Below are 22,362 nucleotides of genomic sequence, written 5' to 3'. Positions count from 1 at the left end.
TTTTCTTTTGGAAATGCTTAAATGTCCCAACCATCATTTTGAGGATATCCATAGGCCGTGACTTCTTCTCCCGGTATACCAAGCAATAGCCTTATATTGAAATAGGCATTGCCATCCAGTTGATCTCCCTTTTCTTCAATTTCCTTCACCGCATGGGCTTCCAATAAGCTTCTTGTGAAGCCGGGAGAACGACTTTCAATACGCATAAGATCAAACCAGCGCTTGTTTTCAAAGGCTAATTCCAATCTTCTTTCTTCCAAAATGAGTCTTCTTAACTCTTCGGCTGTATTAAAACTGATGCCCCTGATGTAGGGAGAAAGACCCGCCCGATTTCTGATGGTATTTAGCAGTAGTATAGACGCATCGGGTATTGCTCCGAAACTATTTTCGTTATAAGCCTCAGCCAACATCAGTAAGACATCTGCATAACGGTAAACCGGAAGGTTGATGTCCTGCCCCGCCACGCCACCTTCATTGATGAATTCGTAATTGAATTTGTTGATATACGGAATCAGGTTACCTCCGCTCTCCTGACGCTCATAATAGGCAACCGACACGGCTTCTCTAAGGTCTCCGTTTTGATAAGTATCTATTAAATCGATGGTCGGCTGATTTTTACCTGCTTCACCTTGCGCATTAACGGTTGGAATGACATCGTTTCCGGAATTGGCAGGAATCCAATTCCGGTAAAACCCTGCCGGTTGCTGAACATCCAGTGCAAATTGCAGCTCAAATATGGATTCAGGACCGTTTTTAGTCTCCGGAGCAAAATTATCAGCGTAATTTTGATTTAAGCTGTAGCCCAGGCCCCGAACTTCTTCAAAGGCAACAATAGCATTGGCATAATCACCCCGGGTCAAATGAACCTCTCCTAGCAGCGTAAGTGCTGCTCCTTTTGTTACCCGACCGATATCTGTTGAGCCGTATTCACGAGGCAAATTATCTGCCGCACTTTCAAGGTCAGGAATAATGAGGGTTTCATAAATGTTTTCAACCGGTTCTCTGGGAACATTGGCGAATGTGGGCTTATCTCCAATTCCTCCAACGGTAATTGTAATTAACGGAACATCACCATATAGCCGGACCAGGTTGAAATAATGAAAAGCACGAAAAAACCGTGCCTCTCCTTCCACCCTTGAACGTGTGGTAGTATTTTTAAAACGTAAGGCAGGATCAGGACTGGTCATGGCATCGATAAGAACATTGGATCGGTAGACACCCTGGTAGCTACCTTGCCAATACGTACGAATGAGGTCGCTCCCGGCAGCCAACAGAAACTCATCTACGTCCTGGGGGTTTTCACGATTACTTAGTGTGTCATTAGAGGTATTATCTGATCTCAGTTCGGCCCATTTCCATTGTTCTTGCACATATACATTGCGAAACTGACGATACATGGCGGTAACGGCCTGTTCAACTTCAAGCTCTGAATCCAGAAAGTCCCTTGGAACCACCCGGGATTCGGGGGACAGCTCAAGAAAATCATCGCAGGCCATGGTTACGGTGGCCAGAAATAGTAAGTGTATGTATTTGTTTATTTTCATCTTTACTGGATTAAGTAATGGTTAAAAGGTCATCCGAAGCCCGCTGGTAAACGTTCGCGCCAACGGATAGCTACCAAAATTCACGTTTGGTCTCAGCGCCCCGGCTCTGGCCCGTCCGGCCTCGGGGTTTCCATCAAAAGGGGAGAAAATAAAGGCATTTTGAATGCTGAAATAGACAGACCCGCTTTTCAAAAAGGGAAGCTGCCGGCTGAAATACTCAGCCATATTGAATGACAGTGTAATATTGCGTATTGACAGATAACCGGCGTCTTTCACATGAGCGCTGTTGGCCCATCGCCAGGGCCTGTCACCACCTGCCGTACCGGGTATGGTCTTGGTCCGGGGGTCATCCCCGGGCCTCCAGCGGTCCTTAACATTTGAATCAACATTAAAAGTACTTAAGTCCTCTCTTCCATTTACAGGGTCAAAATTATTGAGCAGTAAAGATGTATTATCATACACTTGCTGACCTACTATGCCTGCCATGAGTATTTTCAAGCTGAACGGGCCGTAAGTGAAGTAATTATTTATGCCAAAAGTAAAGTCAGGATTAGCATCACCGATGACCACTCCGTCACCTGAAATGTCTGTACCACCATTTTCATTGGCATCGAAGAATTTTGCAGAACCTACGGTTGGGTTACCCCCCCCTCCGTTGTAACCAGTCACTCCGGGAGCCAGGTTACCGTCTTCATCAAAATCATCTTCAGTATACAAACCTTCATACTTCAATCCATAGAATAACCCCAACGGATCGCCCACCCGAATCTGAAAAAGATTGCTATTGCCACCGTTTACGGCCTCACGAAATATTGGAAAATTGTCTTCTCCCAGGCGGGTAATGATCGTTTCACTGAAGGTAACATTAAGGTCGGAGTTCCATTTAAACTTGCCTTTGTCCATATTGACCGTTCTGAGCAATAGTTCAAGGCCTTCCGTCTCCAGGTCACCGATATTGCCAAAAACCCGGTCAAAACCTGTTACACGTGGTAAAGATTCATTATTCAAAAGGTTGAAAACCTTTCGTTTATAATAATCAGCTTCGAAAACAATGCGGTTATTGAAGAAGCCCAGATCAATACCAGCGGCTATTTCTTCTGTCTCCTCCCAGGTCAAATCATCATTCGGCACGTCATCCCCACCGGAAGCTCGTCCCCGGGCAAGTTCTCCCCCAAACACATAGGAGTTTCCTCCCAGCCGCACTCCACCCAAAGCACGGAAATCCGGAATTCTATTATTTCCAAGCTCTCCATACGACGCTTCAAGCAGTACATTATTCAGAATGTTGTCTATTCCGAAATTCTTGAAGAAGCTTTCACTGGACACCCTCCACCCTGCCGCTAATGACGGAAAATTGGCAAACCTCACATCTTCTCCAAACCGGGATGAGCCATCTCTGCGAAATGCCGCTGTCGCGAAATAGCGATCTTCAAAATCATACTTGATCCTTCCTATAAAAGAAACCTGGCTGCTGGCACCGTCTGACGGAAAAACCTGAACATTGTTAAGTTCGGCTTCTATGTTATCGGTATTTGGTAATTTGAAAGGCTCATTCAGGTTTCTTGTGGTAGTCTGTTGGCCAAAGCTTTTGGATTTCTGAAGCGTAAAAGCCCCCAGAAATTCCACGTCATGTTTCTTATTGAAAAGGCGTTGATAGGTCACCAGGTTCTCTGACTGCCACCTAAAGCTTTCTCCATAATTAAACACTGCCTGGGAAGGCGCCAGGTTGACAACGCTGGGAGCTATACCACCTCCCAATATCTCAGGTACGTAAGCGGCAGTACGGTTAGCTATGACGCTGATCCCAAAAGTTGGTTTTAAAATCAAACCTTCCAATGGTTCATACTGAAGGAAAATGTTAGTATTAAATTGATTGGTGGTTTGTGTATTTTCCCTTACCTGCTGCTCATATACCGGGTTATTTTGGCGACTGGCGATCAATCGGGACTCTTCCCAGGGAACCAGGTCACCATTAAAGTCCCTTACCCGGACATCCGGCCCCAACCACTGACTGGTCAAAACAGTACCGTCTACACTGAATGCCGCCCTTTGAGGATCCGTACCGCCGTTTCTTTTAAAAACCGCCTGGGAAGGAGACATACGAAAACCAAACCTGAATTTCTTTCCCAGTTTTGCATCAATATTTGCCCGTATGGAATATCTCCTGAAACCGGTTTGTATTACCACCCCTTCCTGGTCAAAGTAATTAGCAGATATAAAATAGTTGGCATTTTCACCTCCCCCTGAGGCGCTTATGGTATAGTTTTGAATCATACCAGTATGTGTTATTTCGTCAAACCAATCGGTACCTTCATTAAAATCAGCAGGGTTTATCACATCATTGGCTTCCATTTCTTCTTCCGTCGGAAATGATCCGTTGTCATCATAGTACTTATCCATCCATTTTTCCCGGTTGAACCGGGCCAGCTCATGTGCGTTTAAAACGTCTGGTTTTACCAGGTCAGGTACTACCTGCACTCCGACATAAGAGTCAAAACTGACACGTGTAGCGCCGGCCTTACCGGATTTAGTAGTGATCAAAATTACCCCGCCACTGGCTCTGGACCCATAGAGAGAGGCGGATGCAGCATCCTTTAATACCGTTATTGATGCAATGTCACCGGGAGGTATCCCGGCCAGTGGGTTGTTGAACTGGTCGTTTGTATTACCATAAATAAACCCATCTACCACAAACAGGGGTTGATTGCCAATACCTTCTTCAGAGATAGAGCTGGTACCCCGGATATTAATGGACGGGGCTCCTCCCGGCACACTTGTGTTGAACCTTACGTTAACCCCAGCCACCTGACCTGCCAAAGCTTCTTCAAAAGTGGTGATGGGCAACTTGTCGATGGTCTTGGATTCGATAGTAGCCACTGAACCTATCAATTCGGACTTATCTGTTTCACCATAAGCTACAACCACCACTTCTGTTAGTGTGGTAATGTCAGGAAAAATGGCTATGTCAATGACAGATCGCCCATTGATCTCCACCGTTTCTGTGGTGTACCCTACAAAAGAAAAGAGCAATATCTTTGCCGTTTCAGGAACAGCAAGTGTATAATTTCCCTCTATGTCCGCCACTGTGCCTATGGTAGTGCCTTTCACCAGGATATTCACACCTGGCAATGCCTGTCCGTTTTCATCTATTACTTTTCCCGTGATGACACGTTCCTGCAAACGATTTCGGGTTTCAGCTATTTTTTTTTGATACTTACCTTCTATCACACTTTGCCCGGCCTGCCTTTCTAATGTTTCAACCGATGATCTATTTATTTTTTTAACTTTTTTTGGAGTATTCTTTACCCTTTTGATCACATAGTCCCGGGCATCTACTTTGGTAAAGGTTAAATCCAGGGGCGAGAGAAGTACCTCAAGTATTTCCTCCACATTTTTTCCTATAAGTACCTCCGTTTTTACTTCCTGATCTTTGACCAGTATACTTTGAAAAATGATGTGAACATTATGTTCTTTTTCAATGTTCTTCAGCGCCCCTTTTAAAGGCATGGATCCGGAAGAGGCCTTTGGCTGATATGTTGCAGATGGCATTGCTTTCCCGGAAGCCACCTGCGAAGAGGCATTTGAAGCCAGACATAACAACACTAATACACCAGCTGCCCACGTCTTTGGTAGTCGTTTCATCATATATGTTAGGTTTGAATTAGTCCTAGTTTTTAACTATGAGGGTGTTGCCTTTGGCAATGATCTGTTTATCAATAGATTCAGAGATCACATGGATAAACACATCCAGGTTTTGTGTAGAAACAGTACCCGTTAGTTTGATATCTTCCAGATCATCACTTTCGAAAATGACCTGCTTACCATAATTATCCTTGATGATCTCAGCCACTTCTTTCAATGACGTATCGTCAAAATAGAGCCGGTAATCCGTCCAGGAGGTATATTTCTCAGGATCAACTTTTTTTGTGATGACCCGTTGTTCTGCAGCGACATACTGCACAAAATCTCCCGGATACATATACGTTTTGGAGGTATCTTCTTCCGTTGGTATCTCTAAGGCTATCTTACCCGTACGGAGCACTATTTTTGGCGCCTCTTTACGATTGTTTATGTTAAATGAAGTACCTAACACCTCAACATTTACTGCGCCGGAATGCACAAGAAAACGCTTAAAGGCCACGGAATCCCGTGTCACCAGGTGAGGCATTTTTTTAACATCAAAAAAAGCTTCTCCTTCCAGCCACACTTCACGCTTTACCGATTGCTCCCAATTGTCCAGGTAGCTTAAAGTGGAGTTAGCGTTGAGGGTAACAATAGAGTTGTCGGGCAATACAATATGTTCGGTTTCTCCGTAAGCCGTTGAGTGACGCACCAGGTCAGACTGACTGCCATTATGCATTATTAACCAAGCACTTATTACTAATACGAGCGCCACGGCTGCTACCCTTACCCAGTTGCGGTAGTTGTTGTAGGAATCAGCGTGATCAGAAGATTGGATCTGTTGGTCAATTTTACTTTTCACTTCTCTGAAATCTTCTTCAGAGGGTTCTGTGGCGCTAAAATCAATAGACGCTATCACCATTCGTGCTTCTGCGATAATCCCTTTTTTATGTGGATGGTCTTTTATCCAATTATTCCAAAAAGCGTCCGATTCACTGTCCGGAGATTGTACCCATTGAATGAAATAATCATCCTGGGCAAAATCCTGCATAGAAAAAAATTTATAATGCTTACTCATGTTTCTTTCACTTGATCATCCATTTTACAATGCGCTATTGAAGGGATCATCCTTCGTTCAGGATAATCCCCCGGCACATTCTTTGAAGTCCACGCTAACAGACCTGATGTACAGAAGTGCCTTTTAATTGGTCTTCTTATAACTATAGAGGCAGGCCGTGACAATATGCCCTCAACTTTTTTTTGTTTTTTTTACAACTGGAAATAAATGAAAGTGATCTGAGAAGAAATCGATACACTACAGGAGAAATGGTAACGCTGTATGGAAGTTTAATATCCCTAAAAAGTGGCAAAAAGCAGGGCAAGCACTATGTTTTTCATCATTTCAAATAGCGTAGGGCCTGTAAATGCTGTCAAAGTATAAACGGGTAATTTACCCATTTCAGAACGCAGGCTGTCGATGGCGCGATATAGAAATGTTCTCGCCGATTTGACTTTTTGCAATGACATGACGGAAGCAATTTCCTGGTATGAAAAGTCATTATAGTATTTGAGCACGATCACTTCCTGTTGTCTGGGAGAAAGTTTTTGAAAAGCTTTAGATAAGCATCTCTTGTTGTAAGCAGCGGTTTGCTCTTTAATCATCTCTCTCTCCCTGGAATAGACTACCTGCAGGCTATCTTTCACTTCCTGGTCAGCGCCCTTGAATACATCTTTTTTGACAGCTTTTAAGATCTTCCGCCTGAAGGATTTGTGTAAATATGTTTTTACATACTTTACTTTCGACAATGAATGTCGGTTTTTCCATAGTTCAACAAAAAGCTCCTGAATGCTATCTTTTATCAGCTCTTTGTCTGATACCAAATAGGAGCCGTAAACATAGAGTTTATTAAAATAGCGAGAATATAGTTTATCAAAAGCAATCTCATTACCCTCTGTAAGGCTCTCCCATAACTTCTCATCTTCCAGGTTATTCCGGGAAGTGAACTGTTTTTCAGGTACTGCCATATGCAGTTTGGGTTGTTTCTTGCCTGGCATCTGGTTTCATAAAATCATGACTACCCGGTCAAGGAATTCATCCGGGTACTAAATACTTTTCTCGACCGGACATCAATGTACTGTTTCGGTTTGGGAATAGTATACTGTACTATGCTGGCAAAAGTTAATAAACTAAACATGCCAGGAGAATATGGGGTGCAATTCGAAATTAATTTCCCGAATGGAAGTATCTGCTTAATAGGGTGCCATACTCTTCTTTATGTTCATTCCCTTTTTACTAAAAATCTGCCAAATAGTTAACCCCGGGCCTACTGCATTGTAAGGGACCCAAACTTCCTGACTGTTAAAATTTTCCTTCTCAAATAATAACTGCCCGGTAATATCATAAGCTCTCAATGCTATGATAGGGTCGTTTCCCTGGCTGATCAGGCTCACCCCCTGATCATCGTAAAACAGACTGATTGCTTCCTTTCTATTGAAATCTTCCACAGAAGTAACCGCCTTGTTAAATCCTATTTTCAACGTATTCACGGAGTACCCCGCAGCGGTAAACGTCAGTTGAGTACGTCCATCGGTGTAGTTCTCATCCAATACTATGTCGTCATCGTTTGCACTGCTTGTTCTTCTTATGCTCAAACTGTTAATTGTCTGTGCTCCACCGATGTCTTCCAGCGTCACTGTTATATTTTTATTCACGCTCAGAAAATTTGAAAAATGCACGTAGACAGTATCTTCATCCGCTTTACGGAAAGTAGTGGTCTCCGCATTGGAGATACCCGTTACGTCATGACCTACCACATGTGAAAACGCAGGTTGGGCGGAGGTAAGCTGCCTGTAGGCATAATAGTGTTTGTATGGTACGGGATTGGTTGATTGCCATGCCACCTGAATCAACCCTCCCGGATGAAAGGTATCCGGGTAATTATTCTCAAAATAATACCATGCACTTACGCCGTTATTGACAGCTGTTCCGAAGAGGTTAGCTAAAGAAAGCGCCGTCCGATGGTCTTCATCTATGGGGAGGTTACCCAGGTTATCGGCCTGATTAGCAAACCGGGAGGCGTGTGTTTCTGATTGATGGAAGGTTTTTCCTTCTATCTCTGCTAATATCTCCTCGAAAAGATCGTCTCTTGAACCATTGATGTATTGGTGGGTAGCCACAATGTCAATCTGGTTCCACGCCTCGGGATAGTTCTTTTTGAAATATTTTATATAACTCAAACATCCATTGGGAGAGATCGTACTCGGTCCCATGATCAAAGGCACTTTCATATTGGCAGTGTTGATTTGTGGGTCATTTAACATGGCTTTGAACTTGGTGACCGCCTCAGTAAATATGATGGAGACTCCTTTTTGAGTGTCTCCGTCATATCCGTAATGGTATTTCCGGCACTGGTTGTTGCAATTTGCCAGGTCCGGCTCATTGACCACATTGAGAATATCCACCGTTACACCACGATCGTGAAAGCCTTTGAATAGCTCAAAGTACCATTGCGCTAACTTATCATATATTTCCGGGTCATCCGTATTGAGTACGGCGTATGTTTTATTGTTGACTACAATGTCATGCCTCAGATCGTCCGGAAAAATATTACCTACCATAGACACCTGTATGTCCGGCCTGTAGCTTTTCGCGGCCTTTATGTAATTGGCCCTTCTATCAAAATAGGCAGGGTCATCGGAAGGATAAATACCGATATAATCCTGCAGGTATTTCATATTAAGGTCCTTGTTGATCAGTTGAATCGCTTTGTCCTGGTTTTCAGCATTCATGCTATAATGATGCCCCATAAACAGGCCAATGGAAACCCCTGCTCCTTCGAACTGGTGTTTATAATCATTAATGTTTACAGTAATGTTCTGGGCCTGAAGCACCAGAACATTACTTATAAAAATCAATATGAAATATAGGCTGATAACTCTCATGATCTGCTTGTTCTATTGTATTGTTATTTCAATAACATTAAGCGTCTTGTCACCGTCTGTTCTGCGGCCGTAAGCCGGTACAGGTACATCCCTGAAGGTAAAGCATTCCCATTCTTATCGCTTCCGTCCCAGGTCACCATATGCTTCCCGGCTACCTGATACCCGTCCAATAAAGTAACCACCTCTCTTCCCTGAAGGTCGACTATAGCGAGTCGCAGATCAGCGGAATTTTCCAATTGGTATGAAATATGGGTTATCGTTGAGAAAGGGTTTGGATGATTCACCAGTTTAAAGGCATTATTGATCAGGTCATCAATACCTGTAACTTCCCCTCCGTCTTCCCCTTGAGGAACAATGGATTCAAAGGTAGTTCCGAGGTGTATTTCATCAATTAAATATTCCGCTGCCCCACCTTCTGTTCTGAAGAAAATATGGTCAAAACCTTCATTGAGTGTACCCACCTCCAGCGTGGCATCCGGAAAGTTTAAGTCAGGGGTAACTTCGGGATCAGGATTCATCCAGAGGGAAAGGGTTTCTGCTTCTTCGTCACCGGAAAACTGCAGATACACTACATACCAGTTGCTTTGAGCGACAGGCACTTCCGTCTGTGCCGTTTGGCTATTTCCGCCTATATTCAAAATAGAAGCATTGGCATCGCTGAACTTCTTGCCAAAAATGACCATGGGCTCTTCTCCCCTGGCAAAACCACCCTGGGCCACTACTCCGCCCTGGGGAGCGACATTCCCGAAAAACCCGAACCAATATCCATTCCCGTCATCCGTCAATGGTGTGGCCAGCGGGCGAACATAGCGTGCCCCTAAGTCAGGAGTTGATATCAGCCTGGCTTTATTGTCTAATGAACTCAATCCGGGGATGGTAACACTTCCTGCTTCTATCACGGCAGGGCCTGCCACTACTGCTTCCCACGGTCCTCCCCACTGGCCACCGGCGGAACCGATGTTACCCAGGGATTCTCCTACCGGGTACCTGAATTGTTCACGTGCTATAAGATCTTCCGGCACTTCTTCTTCTATGGTAGTCACATCAGAATAAGAATATCCCAATCGGATCTCATCGATAAAGAAACTGAAAGGTGTACCCCCTCCTGTTTTTATTCGGATACCATCAAAGCCTTCATTAATAGCCAGCCTTTTATCCACCGTAGAGTTAGTGAATGTAGCCGCCGTATTTACACCGGGCTGCAAGTCCGGCACCGGGTCCACCCACATATAAATGTCCTCAGCATTGGAGTCACCAGACATATCTATTCTAACTACCACCCAATGCGCATCATCGGTAGTGGCGTCGGAGATAAATTCAAACGATTCATCATCCCAGGTAAATCCTATCCGATTAAACCCTTCTGTTCTGCCAAAACCTATTACCTCTTCAGTTCCATTCATCAAAACAAGCTGACCTTCCGAACTGATTTTTTCTACGGTTTCAAAATCCATCAGAAAACTCATCCAGACAGTACTTCCATCGTCTTCAAATGTTCCTGATAAGGGACGGTCGTATTGTATGGCATCGGTAATCACATTTACTCTGGCTTTGTTTCCCTCAAATAATGTAAAATCTGTCTCAATACTTCCGGCAGAAACGGTTATATCCTCTCCGGAAGTCCGGACCCAGGGCCCTCCGAACCCATTAGAGCGGTCACCATTACCGGCAATATTGGCGTCCACCGTATAACTGAATGGTTCATAGGTGGTTCCAGCGGTAAAAAGAAATTCAACGTCAATCAAGTCTCCCGGTACGGCATCAGCATACGAAGCGCCCAAATAGATATCATCGATCAGGGTAGTCATAACACCGCCGTCATTTTTAATACCAATAGCATCCCAACCTCCATTAAGTTCGGAAGCTGCAAACTTCAACACTTCACTTCCAACCTCAGGTTCAATAGCAGGATCTGGGTTCAAGAATAATCTGACGGTATCTTTCGCCGCAGTACCATTTGTTTCAATACGGGCTACCAACCAATGGGTACCTTCCGCCACACCTGGTAATACGGATTCTTCAAATGGCCCAAATGAACCGACTGCTAACGCACCGGCACTCGTCCATTTACCAATGGTGACAAACTGACCGTTGGGACCGGAAGCGCCCATCGTTTCCGTATCATTATTGATGAGCATGACCGTAGTCACTCCATTGTCAGTAGTATTATTAAACTCAGCGAAAAAGCTCATCCAATAGGTCAACCCGTTGTCTTCATAACGATCGGCTAACGGTCTCGCCAAACGTGTCGAACCTGCCGTTGCATCTATTAATAGTGAATTGCCTGTGGTTTGCCTGAATATCTCTGTATTAGTAACCTGATCAGATACCACATTTTGTGCAACGCCACCCACCAGTTCCCAGGGGCCTGACCAACCATTTTCAGCGTTGCCTTTACCTTCAATGGTTTCATTACCTGCATAATCAAACTTTTCAAAGGCAGCAGAAGGTATGGCAACGTCAATAAGATCATTGGGCACTACCTCACCGTAGCTATTGCCAAGGTGGATATCATCTATATTTGATTTTAATGTTCCAATACCATTCTTGATCCCAATTGCTTTCCATCCGTCATTAAGACGTGTAGCTGCATATTTTACCGTTTCTGTACCATTAATTGGTTCAACCAAAGGATCAGGATTTAAAAACAAGCGAACTGTATCGGCATCTGAAGTTCCATTGGTTTCAATGGATACCACGAACCAATGGGCGCCGTCCTGGCCTAGTGTAACGTTATTCGGAGATTTGGCAAACCCACCGGAAAATTTCCCCAGGCCAAATTCAAAAGCAGCATTCCATTTCCCTACAGCTAAAAACTGACCATTAGGACCTGAAGGCCCCATAGTTTCTGCATCACTGTTGATTAACATGACGGTCATGAGGTCCGAGCCCTCCGCACCGGCAAAATCAGCAAAGAAGCTCATCCAATAGGTACGACCATTATCTTCATAGGTACTCGCTAGCGGTCTTGCAATACGTGTTTCACCAACGGCGGCATCCATGAGGAGTGAATTACCGGTGGTGATCTTTAAAATATTGCTATTGACAATAGACTCATTCACTACATTTTGTTCCGGACCTCCTATCAATTCCCAAGGACCTGACCAACCATTTTCTATGGCACCATTACCACTTATCCCCGCTCCCGCTGTATACTCAAATTTTTCAAAGGCGGGCGAAGGCGGCGCATCTATTGTCGCTAAGTCTTCGGGAACCACATCCTTGTAGTCAATAGCCAGATACATGTCATCGATGTTAGTCTTTAAGTTGCCGGGACCGTTTTTAATTCCTATGGCTTTCCACCCGTCGTTTAATCGTGTCGACCAGAATTTAGCTACTTCATCTCCTATCTGTGGCTCCACTCCCGGATTTGGGTCTAAGAATAACCTTAATGTATCCGCATCGCTGGTACCATTGGTTTCAATAGAAGTAACCAGCCAGTGCGCTCCATCTTCTGTCAAGGTAGTAACCTCCTTGTCAAATCCGCCTGAAAATTTCCCCAGGCCAAATTGAAAGGCCCCGTCCCATTTACCGCTCGCCGCAAACTGTCCTCCCGGACCGCCAGGCCCCATCACCTCAATGTCATTATTAATCAACATAGGCAACATAATATCATTACCATCTGCATTCACAAAATCACCGAAATAACTGAACCAATAGGTTAATCCGTTGTCTTCATAAGTCTGCGATAAAGGCCGGGTAAGCCGGGTTTCGCCTGCGACATTGTCCATCAAAAGCGAGTTACCTATAGTTGTCCTAAGAATATTTTCATTGCTGATCTGCTGACTGACCACATTCTGCTCTACACCTCCTGTAAGCTCCCACGGACCACCCCAACCTTCCGAAGCTGTTCCGTTTCCGGAAATACCAGCATCAGCGGCATATTCAAACTTCTCTCTAACGGGTAGATATTTGGCTATATCAACTGCTGTAGCCGGGACTACATCATTATAGCTTTGTCCAAGGTATATATCATCAAAACTTGCCGTAATGGAGGTGATATCTTCAGCTCTTATCATGATAGAATTAATTATTCCGGTATTCATTATAGTTCCGCTAAAAGTAGCTCCAGCCATATCATTTGTGGGCTCTATCTCCGGATCAGGGTTGACGAAAAGCCTGACGGTGTCTTCTTCAGTATCACCTGTAAACGATATTTTTGCCACAAGCCAGTTCAATTGGTTGGGGCTGATGTCATCAATACTTTCAAAGTCATTAGGCGCTCCGACTGCTAACTTACCATTACCAATTCGGCCAATAATGAATTTAAGGCTGGTACCATTCTCATCCAGTAAAACTAAATTGGCTACATTACCTCCTGTAGACATTATGTCCATGGTAAAACCAAGCCAGTAAGTATTTCCATCATCTGTGATATCGGAAGCTAGCGCTCTTTGATAGCGCAGATTTTCAGCTGCACTGGTCACTGATAGGTCTAAATAAGTCCCACTGGCTTTACCTATCCTGTAATTTCTAAGGGTATCATCTACAATAGTCCTTTCCGTGGCTAACGCTTGCCAGGAACCGCCCCACCCTGTACCGCCATTGGCATTACCCAGATTAGAACCAGCAGTATAATCAAAATCCTCTGAAACAATCACCTGGGCTTCAGCAACCTGAACAGCACAAATAATCATGAGTATAAATAGCGTAAATCTCTTTATCATACGATTAGTATTAAAATCTTCCGTTCTTCTTTTCATGTTAGTTCCATTCAGGTTTTTGGGGGTATCCAAATTGCTGAACCTGATTGGTAGGATAGCCAAGGGTGGTTCTTATGTTCGTATAAGCTTCGCCTGAAACGGTGGTCTTCTCATTCTTTTGAGCAGTGCCGTGTGCGATCATTACGCTTTCTGCCTTACCTGTTCGCACGAGGTCGAACCAACGATGGTTTTCAAAGGCCAACTCAAGTCTTCGTTCCCTTTCTATGGCCAGTCGGAGATCATCAGCGGTTATCACAACCAAATCAGGATCAGAACTTGTGTCTGAAAGGGGACGCACTCCGGCTCTGAGACGAATAAGGTTAATAATGCCTATGGCGTTCTGGTCCAGCCCATTTACTTCATTAAGACACTCTGCGAGCATAAGCAATGCATCGGCATACCGGAACATGGGCCAATTCACATCCTGCGCTCCTGCATCCAATAAAGGATAATTGTACTTATTCATAAAGGGAATGGTATCACCGGCATCTGTGATGTACAATCCGATATTTACGGCTTTGCGTTCGTCCTCGTCTTCGTACAGGTCCATCAGGTCTTGTGTGGGTTGATTTCTGCCGGCCCTGCTATTGGCTCTGAAAACCCCACCCAATATGTCTCCGCCACTATTAAAAGGGACGAAGCTGGACAGAAAATCAGAGGCCTGTCCTAACTCAAAGGAGTACTGTATCTCAAAAATGGATTCTTTATTATTTTTGTTGGCAGGGTTAAAGATGGACTCGTAATCATCCTGCAACTCATATCCCATGGACTGGACTTCCTCCAACAAGGGAATCGCTTCGTTAAACTCCCGGAGGGTCATGTGCATTTTCGCTTTTAGCATTAAAGCTGCCCCTTTAGTAGCACGACCGGTATTTTCCAGTTCCCACTGTACCGGCAGGCCATCGATCGCCCTCTGTGCATCTATGAAAAGGCTGTCATAGATAACCTCTGCAGAAACCAGTGTAGTAAACTCTTCACCCAATGATTCTTCCAGTGTAGCGAATGTACTTTCCACAAAAGGGACATCACCGTATAGCCTGACCAGGTTAAAATAGTACCAGGTACGCATGAACAGCACTTCTCCTATTTTCAAGTCTCGCTGTGATGTACTACTGAACCTTACACCGTCAATATTTTCAAGTACGTAGTTACATCGTCCAATACCATCATAAGCTTCCTCCCAGTATTTTCTGATCTCACTGTTATCGGCGTTCATGATGAATTCATCCACCGCCTCCAGGGCTATTCCTCCCCTGTCACTTGAATTAAACTGAAAGCTGGCGTTATCGGATCGAAATTCGCCAAATTTCCATTGCAAAGAATTATGGATTGCTTTATTCTTAGCATAAGCGCCTACCACTGCGCGGTCTACCTGCTCTTCGTTCTGGAAGAAAGTGGCCGGAGTAAATTGCGTTTCCGGGGTTACATCCAAAAAGTCATCGCAACCCTGTAAACAAATTAATGTAATCAATACTATATAATAAGTTTTCATCTGATCTACGTTTAAAAAGTCACATTTAACCCCAGGGTGTACGTCCTTACATTAGGATAACTCCCCTGAAACACATTTCGGACCAGGGCATTGTCCCCCGCCCTGCCCACTTCCGGGTTACCCAGTTCATATTCAGTGAAAAGTATGGCATTTTGAACGCTTACATAGGCCCGGGCATTTTTGAAGAATTTCTGGTCGAAAATGCCATTGGGAATATTATAGCCTAACGTAATGTTTCGAACCATTAGATAGTCCGCATCTTGCACAGAAGCTGAATTGGGTATCCTCCAACGCTGTGTGGCCACACTCGATCCACTAATCTGTACTGTACCGGGAATGGTTTTAGTTGTTGGATCATCTCCAGGTCTGAAGCGATCCAGTACACTTGTGTGCAGGTTGAATACGCCATCAAGATTTTGTAAATTCTGCTTGCTGAGATCGAATATTTGCTGGCCAATAGCCCCATTCATTAAAATGCTCAGATCAAAGTTTCTATACTTAAAGTTGTGTCGTAATCCAAAAACAAAATCAGGGTGAGGGTTTCCGATCACCACATAGTCTTCCAACTCTTCAAGCCTTCCGTCACCGTCCGCATCAACGTAATTAATGGACCCTTCAACAGCGCCATTATACTTGGGAACGTCCGGGTCGTCAATTTCTGCCTGTGTGAATAAACCCGTTATCAAAAGTCCTCTGAATAACCCGACAGGTTCTCCTTCCCGTGTCGTTGAAAAAGTAGTCCCGTTACCTGCGCCTCCTCTGTTGAGCTCCTCATTGGTCAATTCGATTACCTCGTTGACATTACGTGTAAAGTTTACGTTGACATCATAGGTGAAATCACCCGCCTTTACCAGGCCACTGGTTCCTAGCTCGATCTCGAAACCCCGGTTGCGTATGCTGCCTGCATTGCTTATAATGTCTGCAAAACCTGTACTTCGTGGCACAGGTGCACTGATAAGAAAATCCTTTGATACTGCATTATATACATCCAAAGAGATGTTGATGCGATTGGTCAACAAACCTATGTCCAGGCCAACATCCCACTGCTCCGTTTCTTCCCAGGTCAATATTGAATTAGGGACCCTGTTTACCACACTTCCGGGGGCTTCGACAGGCCCTACGGCAGGGTTAGCCCCCGGGACCTGACCAAAAACGTAATTTATAGTACCTACTCTGCCCTGGGCGATATAATTGCCAATGGCATTGTTTCCACTCAAACCATACCCGGCCTCTAACTTCAGGTCACTTATGATATTTTTCAGGCTACCATTCCAGAACCCTTCATTGGATATTCTCCATGCTGCCGTTAAAGAAGGGAAATTACCAAAACGCTGGTCCGCACCGAACCTGGACGACCCGTCACGTCTCAATGCAGCCGTAACGAAGTATTTATTATCATAGACATAGTTAACGCGACCAAGAAATGACACTAAAGCATTTTCCTCGAAGCTCTCTGTCCCTTTCAGGTTATTCACATTATCACTAGCTACGTTATTAGGGGTTATTGGCCGGATGAAACCTTCTTCTATTAGATTTCTTGCTTCAACATTGGTCTTCTGGAATTCTCTCTTTTCCAGTATAAATCCAGCCAGGGCATCTATTTTATGAACATCATTTAATTGAGCTCTGTATGTCAGCGTATTCTCATTGATCCAGTTCCTCCTGACTTCATGAATGATCTGTGCCTCTGCAATACCGGTGCCTTCCGGGTTAGGTGGCAAACTTGTTCCCGGCAAGGTGGAAGGTGTAAAATTATCGACCCTCCGATCACTGTTGTTAACCGAGAAAAATGTTTTTGCTGTTAAATTTTTAAGGATATCCAGCTCCAGGTAATTCCCAAACAGAAGTGTAGAAGTCTCCCTGTTATCCCTGGTTTCTTTCAATCGAAAAACCGGGGAAGCCGTAAAGAACTCCAGAAGATCACCTTGTGTATTATTTGATAACGTTCCGTCAGGATTATTGACGGAAGCCGAAGGGTCCACCCAATAGCTGGATAAAACAGCGCCGTATACACCAAACCCACTTTCCTCATTAGGGTCGGTATTGCTTGCCTGGTTTCTTACCCATGACGGAGCGATATTCATACCGTACCTCAAACGATCACTTATCTTGGCATCAAATTTAGCCCTTACGGAATATCGCTCGAATTGAGTGGTGAGCACAACACCTTCCTGGTTAAAATAACCGGCAGATACATTGTAAGTAACTTTATCAGTACCGCCATTCATATTGATGTGGTAGTTCTGCATGATCCCATTTCTGGTCGCCTCATCAAACCAATCCGTCCCTTCACCATATTGTTCCGGGTTTCTGAACGCCTCAGGAATATCTTCTTCAGTAGGTTCTCTGCCCTGTACTACACGTATTTGATCCTCTATTCGCTCCCTTTGAAATTGGGCCAGCTGCCGGGCATTCAAAACATCCAGCTTTTCGTAATCCGGTATTTCCTGAATGCCTGTATAGGTGCTGAAGCTTATCGAAGGGGCCCCTTGTTTTCCTTTTTTGGTGGTAATAATGACCACCCCCGCTGATGCACGTGACCCGTAAATAGCTTTAGCCGCAGCGTCTTTTAATACACTAATAGATTCTATGTCATCCGGTGATAGCCAACTCAAATTGAAATTGTCTTTCTGCTCATTAGAGTTGCCTACCGGAAAACCATCGATCACATAAAGAGGTGCGTTATTAGCGCCTATGGAACTCACCCCCCGTATAAGCACTTCCGGACCACCCCCCGGTCGACCCGTCTGTCGTGTTTGCACCCCTGCCACCTGGCCGGTTAGGGCCTGATCAAAGGTAGTTATGGGCAACTCCTTAATCGACTTGGCATCAAGTTGTGAAACCGCCCCGATCAAATCGGCCTTTCGTTTTTCTCCGTATCCTACTACCACAACTTCCGAAAGCGATAACACATCCAGGTAGAGTGTCATATTGATAACAGACTGTGCATTGATTGGTGACTCCTCCGTTAAATAACCGACAAAGGAAAAAGTCAGCGTTTCAGCATTGGAAGGGACCGTCAGGGTATAGTTACCATCAACATCGGTGACCGTACCAATGGTAGTACCTTTTACAATCACATTGGCACCTGGGAGGGCTTCATTTTTCTCGTCTATTACTTTGCCACTAACGGTCACTTCCTGGGCCTGGGCCAGTGCAACAGCGAGCGGGAATAGCAAGAGTAATACTACTTGTAAAGTTTTCTTCATACTTAGGTTTATTAGCGTGGACTTTAAAATTCAACTAGGGAATTTTTCAATGAAACTAGTATTAGATTGAATATCAACCATCCTGTGGTGTACCGCAGGATAGTTGCGGAGGGGATGGAAAAAGTACACCGTGTTCGTTCCGTTTTCATGAATGAACAGGATACCAGACTCAGAAAATTAATTCATTTTTGAATTAAATATTTCTTGAAATGAAAATAACAACCATAGTAAAAATACTGATAATTAGCATCTTAACCTTTAAATGCACCTCAAATCATGAACAGAAGAACCTAAAGAAACCCAACTTAGTATTCATTCTTATTGATGACATGGGGTGGGCAGACTTACCTTCTTATGGCAATAAGTTCAATGAAACGCCCAACATAGACCGACTGACCAAACAGGGCGTCCGGTTTACCGATGCCTATGCCTCAAGTCCGGTCTGTTCCCCTTCCCGCGCTGCCATTCTATCAGGCCAATACCCGGCCCGGTTCGGGCTGAATGATTTCATACCAGGTCACTTTCGTCCTTTCGAAAAACTTACGGTACCTGTTAACAGAACCCAATACCTGCCTAACTCAGTCACTACATTTGGCGAACAAATACAAAGTGCAGGCTATGAAACTGCCTACTTTGGAAAGTGGCACCTGGGCTGGAATGGTGACGTATTACCTGCCGGGCAGGGCTTTGGTACTTCAATAGTATTTAATGGCTGGACACATTTCAACATTAAGAACAGCCTGAACCCAAAGGATCAATCCATTCCCGACAGCACCTATCTGACAGATTACCTGACAAAAAAAACACTTGACTTTATGGAGGAGAAAAAAGATTCTTCTTTTGCTGTTGTTCTTTCTCATTATGCCGTACATATTCCATTACAGGCAAAAGAAGCGTTGATAAAAAAGTATGAAGCTAAACCCAAAGCAGATGGTTATGTAAGTAATCCAACCTACGCGGCTATGATCGAATACGTTGACCAAAGTGTTGGGCAGGTATTGGATAAAATTGAAGAGCTTGGACTGGAAGAAAACACCATTGTGGTATTATTCTCAGACAATGGCGGCCTGGTACAACGTTATGACAAAGCCAACGATATTATTGTCACGAATAATGATCCCTTACGTGGCGAAAAAGGTTCGGTCTACGAGGGGGGCATCAGAGAACCTTTGATCGTGAAATGGCCCGGAGTGGCAGAATCAGGCACACAAACCAACGCAATAGTGGCAGGGGTCGATCTGTTTCCCACTTTTATGGAAATGTTAAACATCCCTTCAGACAGTAACGCAATACTGGACGGTAAATCATTTGTTCCGGCCTTTACCCGTCAGGAAACCTTTGACAGCAGCCCCGTCTATTGGCACTATCCGGTATACCATCATGACAGACCCGCCGGTGCGATCAGGCTAGGTAAATATAAACTCATTGAACACTTCGACACAAACGAGTTGAGTCTCTATGACCTGGAAAGTGATATTGGCGAAACCAAAAACCTTACAACAAGTCTTCCTGAAAAGACTAGAGAATTGCACCGCTTATTACAAGAGTGGAGATCATTGGTAGATGCAGCCATGCCAGAACCTAACCCTGCCTACGATCCGGCGAAAGCCCACGTTTGGGGAAGAAGATAAAATACAGGCGTGGTTCTAAAGTAACTGATTGAAAAGAGGCATCAAAAAAAATGATCTCACAGGCAGTATTGAGCAAGATGTGTTGTTTCAGCAGTGTACCAGGCGTTCAATGTTAATCGTTATGTCTTCTTCAAACCAAAAAGGTGATATTAACCATTATTCAAAAAAGTAGCGCCGTTTTAGTTATATCAGGGCATAAAAAAGGAGGTTTGACAGGACAATTGAATGGACAATTAAAAGCAGACCACTCTAACGATGAAGGTTTTCATTAAGTTTCTGCCAGTGATTTTGTGACTTTTTTATTTTTTGCCGTAAATGGATACCCCCAATGAGTTGCACAACAGCTCCTATTGACGCACTGATCTCCAAACCCATCCAAATGGCCTGCGACATACATTGTCAGGATCTACCCCGCTTATGCTCTCTTGTTTCCATTGCTATTTCAATACTGTTACAAAACGATACTTCTTTTTTAGAAAAAGGACTGTGTTTTTGCTTATCCGGGCGATTTTACCAGGTCAGGTTTAACGAAAAAAGAGGTCATCAAATAGTGGTAACACAAATAGAAGCAGAACAGTGCTGCAACACTGGAAACGACGTTATTCAGCCGATCGTTTCGGGTACAATAGCCCGATATATTAAAGAAAACAAGATCCTGGGAATGATGGGGAGAATGATAATCGTCAACCAGGATTGTTATAACTAAAATTTACTGAAAATCCATTTTAATCTCCCCAAGGAAGAGCAGAGCGTAAAGCGCCTGGAGCACGACAGTTGGGTGGATACCTGTCCCGAGGTTGGTACTCCTACTAGTGTCACAGCTCAAATGGTGACTGAACGATTAAAGTAGGCAGTAGGCAAAAATGTAATTATATGAACGTGTCAGTTTTGCCGATTGCCCCTTACCTATTGCTAGTTAATAGAGAATGTTCTAACACTGCAAATAGCGTTTATAATCTAACTCTAACCGCCATTTGAGGTCTCATTCTTAAAGTCAGCAATCTGCAAATAGAGTTCTTCCTCTAATATTCAACAACTGTGACACGACACTAAAGTGACTTGCGCTTGATCAGCGTAAATGGATTTTCAGTCTGTATGAAATTCTTTTTCAAAATCATTTCGGCAGCCCGGGTCCCCATCTTTTTAAAATCTGTAGAGATGACGGTTATGCCTTCGGCTAACACTTCTTTTAAAGGAGTGTCATTATAGGAAATAATGCCTACGTCTTTGCCTATCTGCCAATTCAGGGTCCTTGCTTTCTTTACAATATTGACAAGGTCGCTCTCTTCTATTACCACAAACGCTTCCCCTTTTTCTGAAATATCCCGCCCCGGCCCAAATTCATCTATGATATCAAAGGCAAACCGGTTAGTAGCACAAAATTTCCTGAAACCCTGCTCTATTTCCCTGGGATAAGGATACATTTCATCGATAGGAAAGACTAATACGAGCTTCTTATACTTTTTTAACTCTTCCAGTGCCTGCTCTAACGTTTTGGTAATATCGTTTTTGAAGTCCTGGTATATAGCGCCAAAATTCCCTTGTAGTTCTTCCGGAAGTTTGTCCAAAATAATAAGCTGGTCTTCAGGAATGCCCTTCAATAGCTTCAGACTCTCATCATCGAAACGCTCAAAATGAGGCATTATAACATAATAGTTATACTCTCCAATCTTCTTTTTTAATAAATTCTTAAATAGTTCAAGATCCGAATGATGTACAAACAGGTCTACTGAGGCATGTGTACCCAGTGTTTTGAATATGGAGTTGAAAATGATCTTTTTATGCGCGCTCAATTTATTGAATATCAGACACACATTGACTTTAGAAACCAGTTCTGCATTAGAGACAAAATACCCCTTACCTTTTACACTGGTAATAATATTTCTTTCCTTCAAAAAACTATACGCCTTTTCTACGGTGTCCCGTGAAAGGTAGAATTCTTCACTCGTCTCATTGATAGAGGGAATTCTATCATCCATTTTGAGTTTTCCCTTCTCTATTTGATTAATGATGAAGTTTATTATCTGTTTGTACTTCGGTGTCTTGGAATCAGCATTAATTTCCAATTCATCCATCAAGCCTTCTGATCCTGTCCGCATTACCTTTCTTACTTTTGGTCTCTAAAATAAATAGTTTTTAACTTAATAGGATCTAAAATTTAAATGATCGGAAAGTTTAACCGATTATAACGATTGCTCAGCATAGTACAGGATAGCATTC

General features: G+C 43.8%; 11 protein-coding genes. 2 read left to right on the top strand and 9 right to left on the bottom strand.

The features are described 5' to 3' along the window. Positions 1-17 precede the first annotated feature (17 nt). From FNH22_RS08140 to FNH22_RS08105, 8 genes are all read right to left on the bottom strand, one after another. A complete protein-coding gene (locus FNH22_RS08140) occupies positions 18-1,544 on the bottom strand; it encodes a RagB/SusD family nutrient uptake outer membrane protein (protein WP_143397860.1) in 1,527 nt (508 codons plus the stop codon). Between the two features lie 21 nt (positions 1,545-1,565). Beyond that, positions 1,566-5,189, bottom strand: coding sequence for a TonB-dependent receptor (locus FNH22_RS08135; protein WP_143397859.1), 3,624 nt, complete (start codon positions 5,187-5,189; stop codon positions 1,566-1,568). 22 nt (positions 5,190-5,211) lie between these two features. Next, the gene (locus tag FNH22_RS08130; RefSeq protein ID WP_143397858.1) at positions 5,212-6,243 is read right to left on the bottom strand and encodes a FecR family protein; all 1,032 of its coding nucleotides are present in this window, start codon (positions 6,241-6,243) and stop codon (positions 5,212-5,214) included. Positions 6,244-6,521: 278 nt separating this feature from the next. Then, positions 6,522-7,220 carry an RNA polymerase sigma factor gene (locus tag FNH22_RS08125; RefSeq protein WP_143397857.1) on the bottom strand — a complete coding sequence of 233 codons (699 nt, stop codon included), beginning with the start codon at positions 7,218-7,220 and terminating at the stop codon, positions 6,522-6,524. 195 nt (positions 7,221-7,415) lie between these two features. Next, the gene (locus FNH22_RS08120) at positions 7,416-9,107 is read right to left on the bottom strand and encodes a hypothetical protein (RefSeq protein WP_143397856.1); all 1,692 of its coding nucleotides are present in this window, start codon (positions 9,105-9,107) and stop codon (positions 7,416-7,418) included. Positions 9,108-9,130: 23 nt separating this feature from the next. Continuing rightward, positions 9,131-13,810, bottom strand: coding sequence for a T9SS type A sorting domain-containing protein (locus FNH22_RS08115; protein WP_143397855.1), 4,680 nt, complete (start codon positions 13,808-13,810; stop codon positions 9,131-9,133). Position 13,811: 1 nt separating this feature from the next. Then, a complete protein-coding gene (locus FNH22_RS08110; RefSeq protein WP_143397854.1) occupies positions 13,812-15,302 on the bottom strand; it encodes a RagB/SusD family nutrient uptake outer membrane protein in 1,491 nt (496 codons plus the stop codon). An 11-nt stretch (positions 15,303-15,313) separates the two neighbouring features. Further along, positions 15,314-18,511, bottom strand: coding sequence for a TonB-dependent receptor (locus tag FNH22_RS08105; RefSeq protein ID WP_143397853.1), 3,198 nt, complete (start codon positions 18,509-18,511; stop codon positions 15,314-15,316). Positions 18,512-18,720: 209 nt separating this feature from the next. Between FNH22_RS08105 and FNH22_RS08100 the strand changes: the two genes are divergently transcribed. Further along, positions 18,721-20,142: a sulfatase gene (locus FNH22_RS08100; RefSeq protein WP_143397852.1), complete on the top strand. Its 1,422-nt coding sequence runs from the start codon at positions 18,721-18,723 to the stop codon at positions 20,140-20,142. A gap of 328 nt (positions 20,143-20,470) precedes the next feature. Beyond that, positions 20,471-20,848, top strand: a complete 378-nt coding sequence (locus FNH22_RS08095; protein WP_143397851.1) for a hypothetical protein — start codon at positions 20,471-20,473, stop codon at positions 20,846-20,848. A gap of 343 nt (positions 20,849-21,191) precedes the next feature. On the opposite strand, the gene FNH22_RS08090 is transcribed toward FNH22_RS08095, so the two are convergent. Beyond that, positions 21,192-22,241, bottom strand: a complete 1,050-nt coding sequence (locus FNH22_RS08090; RefSeq protein WP_255518009.1) for a GntR family transcriptional regulator — start codon at positions 22,239-22,241, stop codon at positions 21,192-21,194. Positions 22,242-22,362: the final 121 nt, after the last annotated feature.

It is taken from the genome of Fulvivirga sp. M361, from assembly GCF_007097395.1.
In the GTDB taxonomy this organism is placed as follows: Bacteria; Bacteroidota; Bacteroidia; order Cytophagales; family Cyclobacteriaceae; genus Fulvivirga.
This window is presented reverse-complemented; position numbering and strand designations above follow the sequence as displayed.